Source organism: Clostridium sp. CTA-19, assembly GCF_054767855.1.
This window is the reverse complement of the sequence record NZ_BAAABH010000007.1, coordinates 100,368-113,864: the sequence shown is the minus strand read 5'-3', so window position 1 is coordinate 113,864 and position 13,497 is coordinate 100,368. Positions and strand designations below refer to the sequence as shown.

Genomic DNA, 13,497 nt, shown 5'->3' with positions numbered 1-13,497 from the left:
TAAACACTACATTTTTACATGTAACAAAACGATTAATTCTATATCATGATTATTCTAAATATACATTTTTTAATAATTTTATAATCCATCAACCCTCAAAAGTTCTACAATACTTTTTTTACCCATAAAGTGATATGCAACATATGGAATCAACAAACCTAAGACAAATAATATTGGAAAAATGATTACCAGTGATAAAAAATTAAATTTGAAGTTTAAAAACCAAATTTGATTGCATAGTGGTCTCACTATAAATAGTGAACTTCCTATGCTCAATAAGATAGAAATTACCAAAGTAAATATGACATAATAACATCCTTCTAAACATAGCATTTCAACAAGCTGCCTTTTGGTCATACCGATACTTTGTAGTATTGCAAGTTCTTTGCGACGAACCAAAATACTAGTTAAAATGGTATTGATAAAATTCAAAATACCAATTATTCCAATAATGAATGCAATAGTGCCTCCAATCAATATGATTGTATTCTTAATATCTGTAACACCTGCTAAGGTATTGAGTTTAGACTTATAACTCATTGTTGGTTCAACACTATTCGTATAATTTTTTAGAAATTCCTCCATATCAGCTTCTTTATCTTCTGTAGCATCAAAAACATAACTCATAGTATAGGTATTGCCAGTAACTTCTTTATAACCCTCCACTGGAAGAAAAAAGCAGGAGTCCACCCAATCATAAGTATTTCCCTCGTTTGCAATAACATGTCCAAGTACAGTTACTTCATGAATATTACCATTATAATTCAATTCCAACTTATCTCCAATACTATGATTCATACTTTTCATGTCCATATGACCGCGGGAATCTACCCAAGCCCCCTCTAAGATGTACTTCCCTGTTGCAAGTTTCTCTATATCTATTTCACCATCTACTAATTTCATACGGGAAAATGGAAATTCATCCATACCATATATATGTGTAGGAAATGAACCGTCTTTCTGCTGATTGCTGCAAGTTTGTTTAGTGGTTTTGCTCGTGTATGTAGCTCTACAGCCGTATTGGCGACCACCGGTTTTAAATCCATCATGTTGTTCTACAGCAGTTATAAAACTTTCGCTAAGGGCACTTTCTGCATTAACTTTGTACTGAAAAAACAAGTCGGTATTACCGATGCAAAAATCTGAAGTATTGGCATTTTTGAGAGCATTCTCTGGATCTACGCTCTGCGAAAAATTAAAAACTGTGTTAGTTAGCACTATGCTAAGCGAAAGACTTATAATAACTAGCACAGTACGTTTCTTATTTCGTCCAAGATTTGCCCATGCCATCCTTTTTTGAGGATTTCCATTCCTTGTCTTCTTCTTTTTTTTCTTACCATTGTTAAAGTTGTAATCAGTATAGGAAACAGCTTCCATTGGGGATACTTCTGCCGCCATTTTTGCTGGCTTTCGAACGCTTATAAATACGGTGATTAGTGTAAATATAGATGCCAACATAAAAATAAAAGGATTAGGCGATACAATTACTGTATTCCCCTTAAAACTAGATTGTATCAGTAACGTTGGTAGCAATGCCTTACCCATTAAAAAACCGCCACAAAGCCCTAAAGGAATGCCAAGTAATGAAAGCATAAATGCCTGTCGGTTAATGATTCCATAAAGTTGACGTCCTGTGGTACCAATAGTTTTCAATAACCCATAAAAGTGCATATCATGTAAAACAGAAATTTGAAAAATATTATAGATGATTAGATATCCTGTGAATACAACTAACAATAATGCACAAGATAGTGCACCAGCTGTTCCAATCCCCATTGTTGTATGCTTGGACAAATATCGTGGATTTATTCCTGTATTTATATAATTTTGTGCATTTAAATCCATAGAAAATCCGCTATCTTTCACTACCTTCTCCAGGCCTTTTTCAATGTTTTGCTCATCTTTAAATTTTATAATTCCAGCGATGGTTCCAGTTTCTTCCCGATCTTGGCGGTAGGTGCTTTTCAATTCATCCAAATGAGCATTAACATAAGCCTTAGATGCAATAATGGTACCATTCCTCACACCTGGATAACTCTTCCACCAACCGGCAAGTATGAAATCCCGTGCAACTTTTTTATTGTGGATAGTAAACTCTAGTTTTATATGAGTTCCCAATTTTTGTGGGATACCAAGCATTTCTAGTGTTGTCGTATCGGTGATAATCTCTTTTTCTGTCTGAGGTTTATGCCCAATTGTAGGCTCAACAAACGCATATTTCAAACCAAGATCATCATAATACCAAAACTCTGTGTATCGCTTCATAAGTGATTGATTATCTACGCTGTCAGCAAGTTTGCGACAATAGGCAATTTCCTTTATCAAAGAATGACTGCTTATATTGTCATACTCTGATTCAGTCATATAATTTATACGCGCTTGTCCATCACCACCAGACATTATCATGTCAGCACGCTGTATACTTTTTACCATACCAAACCCCATAGTAAACATACCGGTAAATAAAAGTGAAGTTAGTGCAATTGCAAAGACAGCTATAATGTTGCGTGTTTGGGCAGAGTTAAAATTCTTAACTGCCAATTTGCAAATTATCTTTCTGTTTTTCACTCGAATCATATGGTATCACCACCTGATATTTTTCCATCTTCTATACGAATAATACGGTCTGCAAGCTGTGCAAGTTCTTCACTATGAGTAATCATAACAATAGTCTGATTGAATTTTTTTCCTGTCACTTTTAAAAGCCCTATCACATCCTGACTGGTCTTGCTATCTAAATTGCCAGTAGGTTCATCAGCAAGTACAATAGCTGGTTTTGTTGCCAATGCTCTTGCAATAGCAACCCGTTGCTGCTGTCCACCAGAAAGTTGATTTGGTAAATTTTCTAGTTTGTTCTCAATGCCTAGCACCTTAATAATTTTATTTATATAACTTTTGTCAGGCTTGTTACCATCTAACTGTATAGGTAGTACAATATTTTCATAAATATTTAGCATAGGCACAAGGTTAAAACTCTGAAATACAAAGCCAATTTTACGGCGTCGGAAAATTGTCAATTCTTCCTCTTTCATTTTAAAAATTTCTTTGCCATCTACCATTACATTTCCACTAGTTGGACGGTCAAGACCACCTAGCATGTGAAGAAGTGTAGATTTTCCACTACCTGATAGCCCTATTACTGCGATAAACTCACCGTTTTCTACGGAAAGACTAACATCATCCAGCGCACGCACAGCCATTTCTCCACTCCCATAATATTTTTTTAAGTTTGTCGTTTCCAATATGGTTTTCATAGTGTCCTCCCCAAAATCTACATCAAAATTTTTGTTATACAAAAATAATAACAAAATTTTCTTTCCACATTCTTTCTGAAATCTATCAGTTTTGAAAGATTTATCTTTTCTCTGTTGGTAGAAAAATAGAAAAGGTAGAACCGCCTCCTTTTGTTCCAGATACCTTAATATAACCTCCTCCGTTAGATATAATTTCTCGTGTCAGAAATAATCCTAGTCCCACACCTTCATACTCACGTACCTTTGCAGAACGGTAAAATCGCGTAAATATTTTTTCCTTTTCATCTGTTGCTATACCAATCCCTTTATCTATAATATCAATCCGAAAAAATAAATCATAGGATACAGTACAAACTTTGATGTTGCTTTTTCTAGGAGAATACTTAACTGCGTTATCCAGGACATTATAAATTGATTCAACAGTCCATTTTGGATCATAATAAACCGTACCATTTGTTAACTCAATTTCAATTGTAATCTCTTTTTCTTCTGCTTTAGGCAGTATTGAGTCAATAACAGCATAAAGCAACGCTTTCATGGTACCCTTTTGAGGATTAACAGTAATAATCCCACTTTCTAGACGAGAAATTTTCATTAAGGCTAGTATTAGAAAATCAAGTTTTTCGGCCTGAGTAGCTAGTGCTTTTGCGCATACAGTACTTTCTTCTGGCAAATCATGTTCCATAAGAATCTGTGAATAAAGAAGTATATTTGCAACTGGTGTTTTAATTTGATGGGATATGTCAGAAATTAAATGCTTGATATTTTCTTTTTCCATACTCATATTTTTTGAAGATACAGCACAAGATGATAAAAAATGAGACATTTTTGCCTCTATAGCTGACAATACAGATTCATCAAAGGTATTTTCAATGAAATCTCCATCTATAGCACTATCTAACATAGTGGTCAAGGAATTCATAAGCCGACGCATTTTTCTACGATATAGAAGGATGATGAAAATTACAAGAAACATTGAAATGACTAAGAAGATCCCTATTATAAAAAAATGCTTGTCCATCACATTACCGACCAAGTATAACCAATGCCGTATACTGTTTTAATATATACAGGTGAAGAAGGTGTGTCTTCTAATTTATCACGTAATCTCTTAACTGCAACTGACAGGGCATTTTCATCTACATATACAGCATCATCCGTCCATACGGCATCCACCAATTGGGCCCTTGTAAGAGTATGTCCTCTATTTTCAAGTAAAATACGTAATAATTTTTGTTCAGTTTTGCTCAATTCAATGGAAATGTTATTTTTTAAAAACTCCATTCTTGTAAAAGAGAATTGAAATTCATTAATTGATATTGAATCAACAATAACAGGTGCATTACTTCGAAGTCTAGCACCTACCCTTGCCCTTAGAATCATCAAACTAAAAGGCTTGGTTATATAATCGTCTGCTCCTAACTCAAGACCTGTAACCACATCTATTTCCAAATCATTTGCAGTAAGAATTATTACCGGAACAGCAGATTCCCTCCTTAACTCTTTTAAGAAATCCAATCCATTTCCATCAGGCAAGTTGATGTCAAGAATGATAAGATCAAAAGTATTGTTTTCAGTTTCTCGCCACGCAGAATGCAAATCCTGTACTTGTACAAATGTAAATTCACTATCTTTTAAAGCGAGCGCTATCCCCTTCGCTAAGGACAAATCATCTTCAATAATTAATATTCGTTTCATTTATGGTTGTCTCCCTTAACTAATTCTCATTAGATTTTTTCTATTACTATTATGTAAAAATATAATTTTTTATTTTATAAAAATTCAATACTAACTTTAGTTTTCTTATCATCTAAAAATTCTCTTCTTAGTATTTTAGTAAATCTATCATCTTAAACTATATCTTTATTGATTTTAAATTCAAAGTTTATTTACATTTATATGAATTCTACAATCTTTTACATATTCCTCTAACTTAATTTTCAGATTTTATTTCAATTACACAAACACTGACACTTTTATGAAAAATATATAGAAGATATGAATTTTTTATTAAGCTTGTATATAATAAACTTCAAAATTCTTTTTTAATAACTTAAGAAAAAATTACTTTTTTACACACTCTGAGTTTCTAATTTTGAAAAAGGAAAACGGCGGTTTTGATTATTATTTCAAAACCGCCGCATAGCCCCACTTGGGCCACAAAACGTCATCTGCCACAACTGTGTTTTTTTTATTACTGTAAGGCAGCACTCCTTTGTAATTTACATTACTTCTGTAGGATGGATTCTGTATTCTCAATACAAGAATTAGCTTTTGCCTTAATAGACTTATACTAATTTTTTAAGATTTTCTAGAAAGCTTCTTAAATGAAGCTACATATAAAACTATTCCTACTAGAGTAAATAGCAACCTACTCATTATAAAATTTAAAGATAAACTAAAAACAGGTTCACCGAGACTATCAACGGGTAAAACTGTAGGCATATAAGTCACATACCCTTTGGCAAAAATATCAATAAAAGGTGTGCTATTAAAACTTATCAATGACAAAATCAAAACAATTGGAATCCAAGCATAAAGCAAAGTTTGGCTTTTGCTACCTAAAAACATACTCGTTCCAAAAATAAACACAAAAGTGGGAAGTAGTATTATTAAGCTCGGCAATAAAAAGTTTAGAAAATTAACAAAATTAAAAGTTGTCTTGTAAAATACCAAACTTATTAAAATACAAAATACAGCAATAATTAAGTAAGAAATAAACAGAGCTAAACTTTTTGTAGCCAAATACTTTTTCTGTGGTAAAGATGTACATGAAGTAATTTCTCCTACTCTTTGTTCGTTTCTAGAAAAAAGCCCTGTGCAAGAAAGCATTAGAATTAATAACATAATCGTATTTATGTCACACAAAAACTTGCAATAACTCCACTTAGAAAAAGGTGCCGTACCAGAAACACCTTGTATTATTTCTGTATAGAGGTTAATTACTGAAAAGAAAAGTGCAATTATGAAAGTTATCATAAACATTTTCGAAAAAATTATTCTTTTCAGTTCGTATTTAAGAATCTTTATATTCATTGAAAGCTACCTCCTTGTAACACCAGTAATATTTAAAAACTCAGAAAAAGATAGTTTTTTATCTTTTTTATCATAATATTCTTTGTATATCTCTTTCATTGAATTAAAATAATTGTCTTCACCAATTTGATTATAAACATTGTAAACTGTGAGTGGCCCCAAAGCATAACATTTATTGCCTCTTAAAAATAATGAGACGTTGTACTTTGGAATCATCGATAATTTGTTCATGTATTCAGGATTTCTTTGATAAAAATTTCGATTTAATTCATTTGCTCCTTCTTTCCATTTTTTCAGCATTAAATTTTCTGCATAATCTTTTCCAAACTTGTTTTTCAAGAATAAATAAGTGCTAAAATCCGCAAAAGCTTCATTGGACCATTCATCGTGATTTTTATCTATTTGATTATCGCTGTTTTCGTTAGATACATCTATTCCACCGCCCCACCATTGATGAGCAATTTCATGCGTCAACACAGCAAAAGTGTCAGAAGAAGAGGCTTGCGATGAATCCATATTGGATTTTTTTGTTAAACAATCTTCGGAAATACAAGAAATGTTTCCTGCTTGAACTCCACCTCCGCCATGTACTCCTGATGTTACAACTACTTTAAGACTCTCTCTGTCTAGCTGCCCAAATTTTTCTGAAAAGAACGAGAATATATCAAGCGTGTCACTTCCCTTGGATTCAAATTCTTTGCTCGCAGCCAATGGATAGAAAAACTCCACATTTGTACCACTTACATTTCTTTCAAGTATTCCATATCGTCCAGCTGTCAAAGATAAGTCACTTAGTTTATCACAAGAAAAACTCCAAACAGTAAAACCATCGTGTTCAGAAATTTTGCGATTTTTATCTCCTTGAGTTATGACTGTAAATTTTGAGTCTATTTTTATTGTCCCTTCAATAATCCTATTCTTTTGCTCAGCACAAACAACTGGAGCAATCATAGTGCGCCTTAGACTTACATAATTTTTGCTAATTCCTGCGGAAAAATCTGCATTTACATTTAAGGCTTTCGGTGTACCAGAATACCTTATACTTAGTTTAGCTTTAGTGTTTTTAGGAATGCTTGCTTCAAAAACGTTTTTACGTTTTGCGCTATCCAAAATTTTAGATGAAACCTGTGTGTAGTTTATGTCTACGTTGTCTAACTTGATCTCATTAATGTGGTAGCCGTCTGCTAATTCAAAATATATGTTTTGAGACTTATCAGTGCCGTTTTGCAGTTCTTGAAAATAAGCCCCTGTAGCATAATTTTTGTTTTTTTCTATCTTAAGATCTATAAATATATTTGAAGTTCCTATGACATTGGTGCTTACAGGAGTGTCTTCGCTACCACCACTAATCACTGCTGACATTAAATCCCCAAGCGAAACTGCTTTAAAAATTGGTTCATTTTGAAAAACAAAAAATGCTCCAAAACTAGAAATCAAAAAGCAAATCAGTAATATTTTATATTTTTTACAGTTTTTTAAGAGAGATTTCAATACTCCTTTTTCATAACATCTATCGCACAACATTCCAAATAAAAATATTGACATAGCTACCGATAACCCAAACAGCCTATTCCAGAACATTCCTAAAACGGTATTCCCGTTTCCAAAATTTTCAGAAAGTCCATTAGCACCTGTCTGAACCCACATATATTGATAATTAATAATCCCTGCAAAAAAACTAAAGAGCACCGTTAAAAACATAATAATGCAGGTTATATTAATGTTCCTAAATATAAGATAAAATCCTGCGGTAATAAGAGTTGACAACACAATCGAACCAAAAATTATTAAGGAGTAATTGAGCAAGAAATAACTAAAATTGGTTAGACTACCCATGTTAAATATATAGTGAGGGATCATAATTATCATTGAACCGACTGTTGAAATAAGACCTGCACACATTAAGCCTGTAATTTTGGTTAAATTTATCTTTATAGAACTTGCTATTGGTTCAATTATATAATTGACTCTAAATCTACGTATTTTGTCAAACTCAAAAACTGTTAGTGCAGTAAACGCAAAAGTTGAAAGCACTGCCCCTGCCTTTGCCGGAAAAAGTATCGTTTGCGATAAAAGAGTAGAGCTATTTATTCCAAATATCAAACTGCTAATGTCTTCGTTAATGTACGGTGAGAGCAGTGCACAAATCAAAGGAAAAACTGACGTCAACAAGATTATTATTTGAGTAAATCTGCACTTTAAAAGCCTCTTTGTTTCATAGACAAAAAATGTATTCCTCATTTAATGGACACCCCCATTGTGTATGACATATGTGTATGCATCTTCAAGGGTAGGCTCTATCAGGGGAATAGAACTTTCTATTTTTGTGCCGATAACACGACAAGAGACACCATTACCTGTAAATAATTTGGATGTGACTTTGTACTTACCCCCAATTCTTTTTTCTAAAGCCTCGTTATCTTTTTCCTCAATAAAACCAACATGTCCGTGTACAGTTTTTATTAAATCCGGCGAAGTTCCATCAAATAAAATCGTACCGTTATTAATTATTATAATTCTATTGCAAATGGCTTGTATATCATCAATGATGTGAGTAGAAAGTAACACTATTTTGTCATTTGCAGTCTGTGAAAATATATTTCTGAATTTAATTCTTTCCTCTGGGTCAAGCCCAACTGTAGGTTCATCTAAAATGATAAGCTCAGGATTTCCAAGTAATACTTGTGATATACCAACACGCTGCCTCTGACCGCCTGAAAGAGTTTTAATTTTGAAATTTCTTTTTTCCTGCAAATTAGTCTGTTCAATAGCTTGTTCGATAATATCTTTCACGTTGTTTTTAATTTCTTTTAATGCACACATGTAATCCAAAAACTCATAAACAGTTAATTCGTCATATAAACCAAAGCTTTGCGGCAAATAACCCAAATGCTTTTTGAGTTCTTTTTCGTGTTTTTGGATTGAATTACCGTCAATAATTATTTCGCCAGCTGTTGGTATTATCTTAGATACCAATAGTTTCATAAAGGTACTTTTTCCAGCACCATTGGGACCCAAAAGTCCTATAAAACTTGGGCTGTTCACTTCCAAACTCATGTTACTTAGTGCCTTTTTTCCTGTTTTGTATGTCATACTCACGTTTTTGATACTGATTTTCATAAATACTTTTACACTCCTTTTTTAGTATATTTTTATTAACTGTAAACTTAGACTTTTATATAATTATTCAATATATCAAGTCAATATCGGTTTTGAATTAAGCTTTGTCATCCCGAAGCGCATTAATGATATTTTCTTTTTTATCTTACTAATGGGATACAGCATTGTAATGAATATAATAAAGAACACGCTGATTGCCATACTGCCTACGGGAATACAAAATTGAAGTTGTTAATCCTTTTGTCGGCCACCAATCCTGCATAAATCAGCCATGAGATGATTTAGTAAACTCTCCCTTTTCGATTGTAAGCGAAACATGTTCAAGGGCATTTTGCCCTTGCCGTAAACCTTACATAGCTTTTCAATTTTTTTAAATTCGATTATGTAAATCTCCTTTCTCATGGTTTATCTATATAATAGAATCTTCAACTTACATCTGTGTGACTTTCAGGTGAGAGATTCGTCACTTTGGGAAAGGAATGGAAAATATCGCAACGACTACCGGAGGTTATTAACAATTTATTTTGCTAATACCCCCTCTGAGTTTCCAATTTTGAAAAAGGAAAACGGCGGTTTTGATTATTATTTCAAAACCGCCGCATAGCCCCATTTGGGCCACAAAACGTCATCTGCCACAACTGCAGTTTTTCATTACCACAGTTACGCACTAATTTACTTTATTTGTGTAGTATAAATTCTATATTTTTAGATATAAAGTGTATTTTGAGAAAATCGTCAACAACTTGAATATATGTTTTTTATTTTTTATCAAATTAATATATGTTATCAAGACATATCATCTCGAAGTGCATCAATAATGTTTTCCTTTTTTATCTTATTAATGGTATATAGCATTGTAATAAACACGATGAATAAAACACCAAACACACTGATTCCAATGCTTCCCCATGGAACCACAAAATCGATATCGTCTGTTACCATTACTTTATGAATTAGCCATGAAGTAATTATAGCTATAGGAAGTCCAAAGAGTAACGCTCTCACTCCATAAAAGATACACTCAAAATTCATCATCTTCTGAAAATCATGCTCAGACATTCCCACAGATCGAAGCATAGCAAGCTCTCGACGGCGCAACTTAATATTTGTGGAAATTGTGTTGAACACATTTGCCACCGTAATTAGTGATATCATACTGATAAAAGTATACGCAAACACATTAGCAATGAAGATATAATTGCGATTATCATCCATTAATCCATACATATTATATAGATTATACTGGGATGTAACCCCCTCACTCATGATGATTTTTTCCATTTCTGCAACTGACTGAGTAGGATTCTTTGATTTAAAGCTCATACTTTTAATTTCTGTAGAAATATCATAGGATGTAAATTTATCTTTCATCGAATAAGGAGCCAACACCCTAAAGGAAGTTTGCTTGATCTCTGAACTTATATCACTTGGGGGGCAATCAGGTGGTACAATTTTGACGAATGTAATATCAACGTTTTGCCCCTCTACCATCTTCGATTGGTCCTTAGTTTCAGGGATTAAAGTAACCTTAATAGAAGAACTCTTGAAGATATCAATAGTATCATCCACCCCCTCAATCATAGAAACAGCAATCATTTTCGCATTTTTTCCAGTATATTCTTCTGTAGGTAAACCCAAACCTTGGATAATATTCAGGTAAGTACTGTCATCAAGAAACTGCATATCTACTGGTAGATTCGCCGTTTCATACTGAGAATACGAACCTTTATAGTTCAAGTAATCCTTTGTAAGCTCACTTGTTTTAACAATGGATGAATAGGTTATACATTCTTGATATAATCCTTCATAAACACCATTAGCAGTTTTAAACTTATCGTAAAGCTGTAACATTTCACTATCCTTCATGTTCTGTGTGGAAAAAATGATATCATGTTCAGTAAACTCTAACGTCTGATTTGACATTTGTTTCAAATCAAATACCAAAACACTGGTGGATATAAACAACACTATACTTAAAATAAGTGATAGTACTATACTGCGATAGCGTTTTTTATTTCTTTTAAAGTTTTTCAATGCAAGGGTTCCTTCCAAACCACAAATACGTTGTATGAGCTTTGATGTTTTAACAGCTTTAGATTCAATTTTCACCTCATTTGTCTGTCGAATACATTCCATTACCGGTGTGCTAGAAGCTTTTCTTGCTGGAATGTAGGCTGAAATCAAAATGGTAACCATGCTTACCACTGCTGCAACAATTATTGCAGTTGTAGACAACGTCAAAGTCAAAGGGATGTTGAGATAGAGAACACTTGCAAATTTTTTAGCAACAACGGAAATTACAACACCAATACTGCTTATACCAACAATAACTCCAATTGGGATGCCAATTACGCCAATGCAAAATCCTTCAAACAGCACCAAATTTCGTAGTTGTTTTTCTGTAGCTCCAACAGATGAAAGAATTCCAAACTGCTGCATACGTTCGTTCAATGACATATTAAACGAATTATAGATTAGAAAAATTGAGCCTAGCATAATAATTGCCAACACAATACCGCCAAAGGAATACATAAATATATTGAATAAGTTATTGTCTGAAATGCCTATAAAACGCAACACATTATCATTCAAAACATAAGCATGATCTTTAATACTACTTATGTATGAATGAAGTTTATATGGATTTTTTAATGTGCTAAACATACTGAAGCTATCCGTCTTGACTTGTTCATCTGATTTGGTTATCAAGGTGTATCCCGGTGCTGAAGACTCCTCAAAGACAGGTCTTCTGCAGATACCTACAACTGTATAGTTTCTCTCATCTTGTGTCACAAGATTTTCACTTCCGTCGGTATATGGGTCACTCTGACCAAGCTTATCTTTTCCATTCATCCGACTTCCCACCGCCAATGAAAGAGTATCACCTACTGCAAATTTGACGCCACTATCTGTTGAAACTTTCCCCGAAACAAGAATTTCTCCACTATTTTCAGGTAACCTACCTGAAACCAGGGTTATGGGTAAAGTATCAAAGGCTTCTTCGCTGAATCCAGCTATAAAAAGATATGGTTTTTCGGGATTTTTGCCACCATCAAGTGTTGCATATCCAATGTTTTCAAATGTTGCAGTATTTGCAACCTCATCATTATCTATCTGTTCCTGTACAAAAGAAGAATTAACGTCTAAAAACGCTACGTGCCAATCACCATATTTCGATATAGCACCATTTTTCATATAGTTTAGCAAAGTAACGCCAAAGGTAGTGACTGCCGTTATCATAGCAGCAGATAGAATAACTCCTATAATAGTTACAAGTGTTCTTGTTCTACTCTTTTTCAGTCCTTGCAATGCAACTTTATTAAAAATGTTCATGAACGAGTCACCTGTCTCTCATCACGTACTACTTTTCCATCTGCTATGCAGATGATTCGATCTGCTTGCAGCGCAATGTTCTCATCATGTGTGACAATGATAAGGGTCTGGTGATATTTGTTATGGCTTTCTTTCAATAAATGGATAATATCCTGTCCATTTTTACTATCTAAGCTACCAGTGGGTTCATCAGCAAGCATAACTGCTGGTGCATTCATCAATGCACGACCGATGGCAACACGTTGTTGTTGACCTCCAGAAAGTTGGTTTGGTAAATGGGTTTTTCGTTCTTTTAAGCCAAGTAGATCTAGCAGGTCATTTAGTCTTTCCTCATTAACCTTACGCTTATCCATAAGTATAGGCAGAGTAATATTTTCCACTACATTTAGTGTTGGTATCAAATTATGAAACTGATAAATCAATCCAACCTGACGCCTGCGGAAAATAGCAAGTTTTTCATTGCTCTGTCCATATACATCTTGTCCTTCTAAGTATACCTTTCCACTTGTTGGTACATCCACTCCCGCGATGGCATGTAGAAGTGTGGATTTACCAGAACCAGAGGAACCGATAATTGCTGTAAATTCTCCTTTTTTAATAGTAAGTGAAACATGATCAAGGGCGGTAACCTGGTTTTCACCCTTGCCATAGACTTTGCATAAATTTTCAATCTTTAAAAATTCCATTATGTGAGTCTCCTTTCTAATGGTTTACCTATATAATAGAATCTTCAACTTACATCTATGTGACTTTC

The 13,497-nt window shown here is 33.6% G+C and carries 9 protein-coding genes and 1 pseudogene; all 10 read right to left on the bottom strand.

From position 1 onward, the window contains the following. Positions 1–78: 78 nt before the first annotated feature. The 10 genes and pseudogenes from ACYUE0_RS05860 to ACYUE0_RS05815 all read right to left on the bottom strand — a co-directional run bounded on the left by ACYUE0_RS05860 (position 79) and on the right by ACYUE0_RS05815 (position 13,429). Positions 79–2,577 (bottom strand): ABC transporter permease, encoded by a 2,499-nt coding sequence (locus ACYUE0_RS05860; protein ID WP_460269843.1) that lies wholly within the window; start codon positions 2,575–2,577, stop codon positions 79–81. Then, on the bottom strand, positions 2,574–3,254 hold the full coding sequence (locus ACYUE0_RS05855) for an ABC transporter ATP-binding protein (RefSeq protein WP_460269842.1): 681 nt from the start codon (positions 3,252–3,254) through the stop codon (positions 2,574–2,576). Before ACYUE0_RS05855 ends, ACYUE0_RS05860 begins: the two co-directional genes overlap by 4 nt. 100 nt (positions 3,255–3,354) lie before the next feature. Then, the gene (locus ACYUE0_RS05850; RefSeq protein WP_460269841.1) at positions 3,355–4,275 is read right to left on the bottom strand and encodes a sensor histidine kinase; all 921 of its coding nucleotides are present in this window, start codon (positions 4,273–4,275) and stop codon (positions 3,355–3,357) included. Then, complete coding sequence (locus ACYUE0_RS05845) at positions 4,275–4,952, bottom strand: response regulator transcription factor (protein WP_460269840.1); 678 nt, start codon at positions 4,950–4,952, stop codon at positions 4,275–4,277. The genes ACYUE0_RS05850 and ACYUE0_RS05845 overlap by 1 nt, the downstream gene beginning before the upstream one ends. 603 nt (positions 4,953–5,555) lie before the next feature. Then, positions 5,556–6,290 (bottom strand): hypothetical protein, encoded by a 735-nt coding sequence (locus ACYUE0_RS05840; RefSeq protein ID WP_460269839.1) that lies wholly within the window; start codon positions 6,288–6,290, stop codon positions 5,556–5,558. 6 nt (positions 6,291–6,296) lie between these two features. Further along, complete coding sequence (locus ACYUE0_RS05835; RefSeq protein ID WP_460269838.1) at positions 6,297–8,531, bottom strand: gluzincin family metallopeptidase; 2,235 nt, start codon at positions 8,529–8,531, stop codon at positions 6,297–6,299. Next, the gene (locus tag ACYUE0_RS05830) at positions 8,532–9,410 is read right to left on the bottom strand and encodes an ATP-binding cassette domain-containing protein (RefSeq protein ID WP_460269836.1); all 879 of its coding nucleotides are present in this window, start codon (positions 9,408–9,410) and stop codon (positions 8,532–8,534) included. A gap of 97 nt (positions 9,411–9,507) precedes the next feature. Next, positions 9,508–9,691, bottom strand: a pseudogene (locus ACYUE0_RS05825) (ABC transporter permease); the annotation flags it as partial. A 505-nt stretch (positions 9,692–10,196) separates the two neighbouring features. Next, positions 10,197–12,743: an ABC transporter permease gene (locus ACYUE0_RS05820; RefSeq protein WP_460269835.1), complete on the bottom strand. Its 2,547-nt coding sequence runs from the start codon at positions 12,741–12,743 to the stop codon at positions 10,197–10,199. Further along, a complete protein-coding gene (locus ACYUE0_RS05815) occupies positions 12,740–13,429 on the bottom strand; it encodes an ABC transporter ATP-binding protein (protein WP_199870348.1) in 690 nt (229 codons plus the stop codon). The genes ACYUE0_RS05820 and ACYUE0_RS05815 overlap by 4 nt, the downstream gene beginning before the upstream one ends. Between the last annotated feature and the right edge of the window lie 68 nt (positions 13,430–13,497).

Coding starts and splice junctions, on each gene's coding strand:
- ACYUE0_RS05860 (WP_460269843.1), bottom strand. CDS start 2,577: ATGATTCGAGTGAAAAACAGAAAGATAATTTGCAAATTGGCAGTTAAG.
- ACYUE0_RS05855 (WP_460269842.1), bottom strand. CDS start 3,254: ATGAAAACCATATTGGAAACGACAAACTTAAAAAAATATTATGGGAGT.
- ACYUE0_RS05850 (WP_460269841.1), bottom strand. CDS start 4,275: ATGGACAAGCATTTTTTTATAATAGGGATCTTCTTAGTCATTTCAATG.
- ACYUE0_RS05845 (WP_460269840.1), bottom strand. CDS start 4,952: ATGAAACGAATATTAATTATTGAAGATGATTTGTCCTTAGCGAAGGGG.
- ACYUE0_RS05840 (WP_460269839.1), bottom strand. CDS start 6,290: ATGAATATAAAGATTCTTAAATACGAACTGAAAAGAATAATTTTTTCG.
- ACYUE0_RS05835 (WP_460269838.1), bottom strand. CDS start 8,531: ATGAGGAATACATTTTTTGTCTATGAAACAAAGAGGCTTTTAAAGTGC.
- ACYUE0_RS05830 (WP_460269836.1), bottom strand. CDS start 9,410: ATGAAAATCAGTATCAAAAACGTGAGTATGACATACAAAACAGGAAAA.
- ACYUE0_RS05820 (WP_460269835.1), bottom strand. CDS start 12,743: ATGAACATTTTTAATAAAGTTGCATTGCAAGGACTGAAAAAGAGTAGA.
- ACYUE0_RS05815 (WP_199870348.1), bottom strand. CDS start 13,429: ATGGAATTTTTAAAGATTGAAAATTTATGCAAAGTCTATGGCAAGGGT.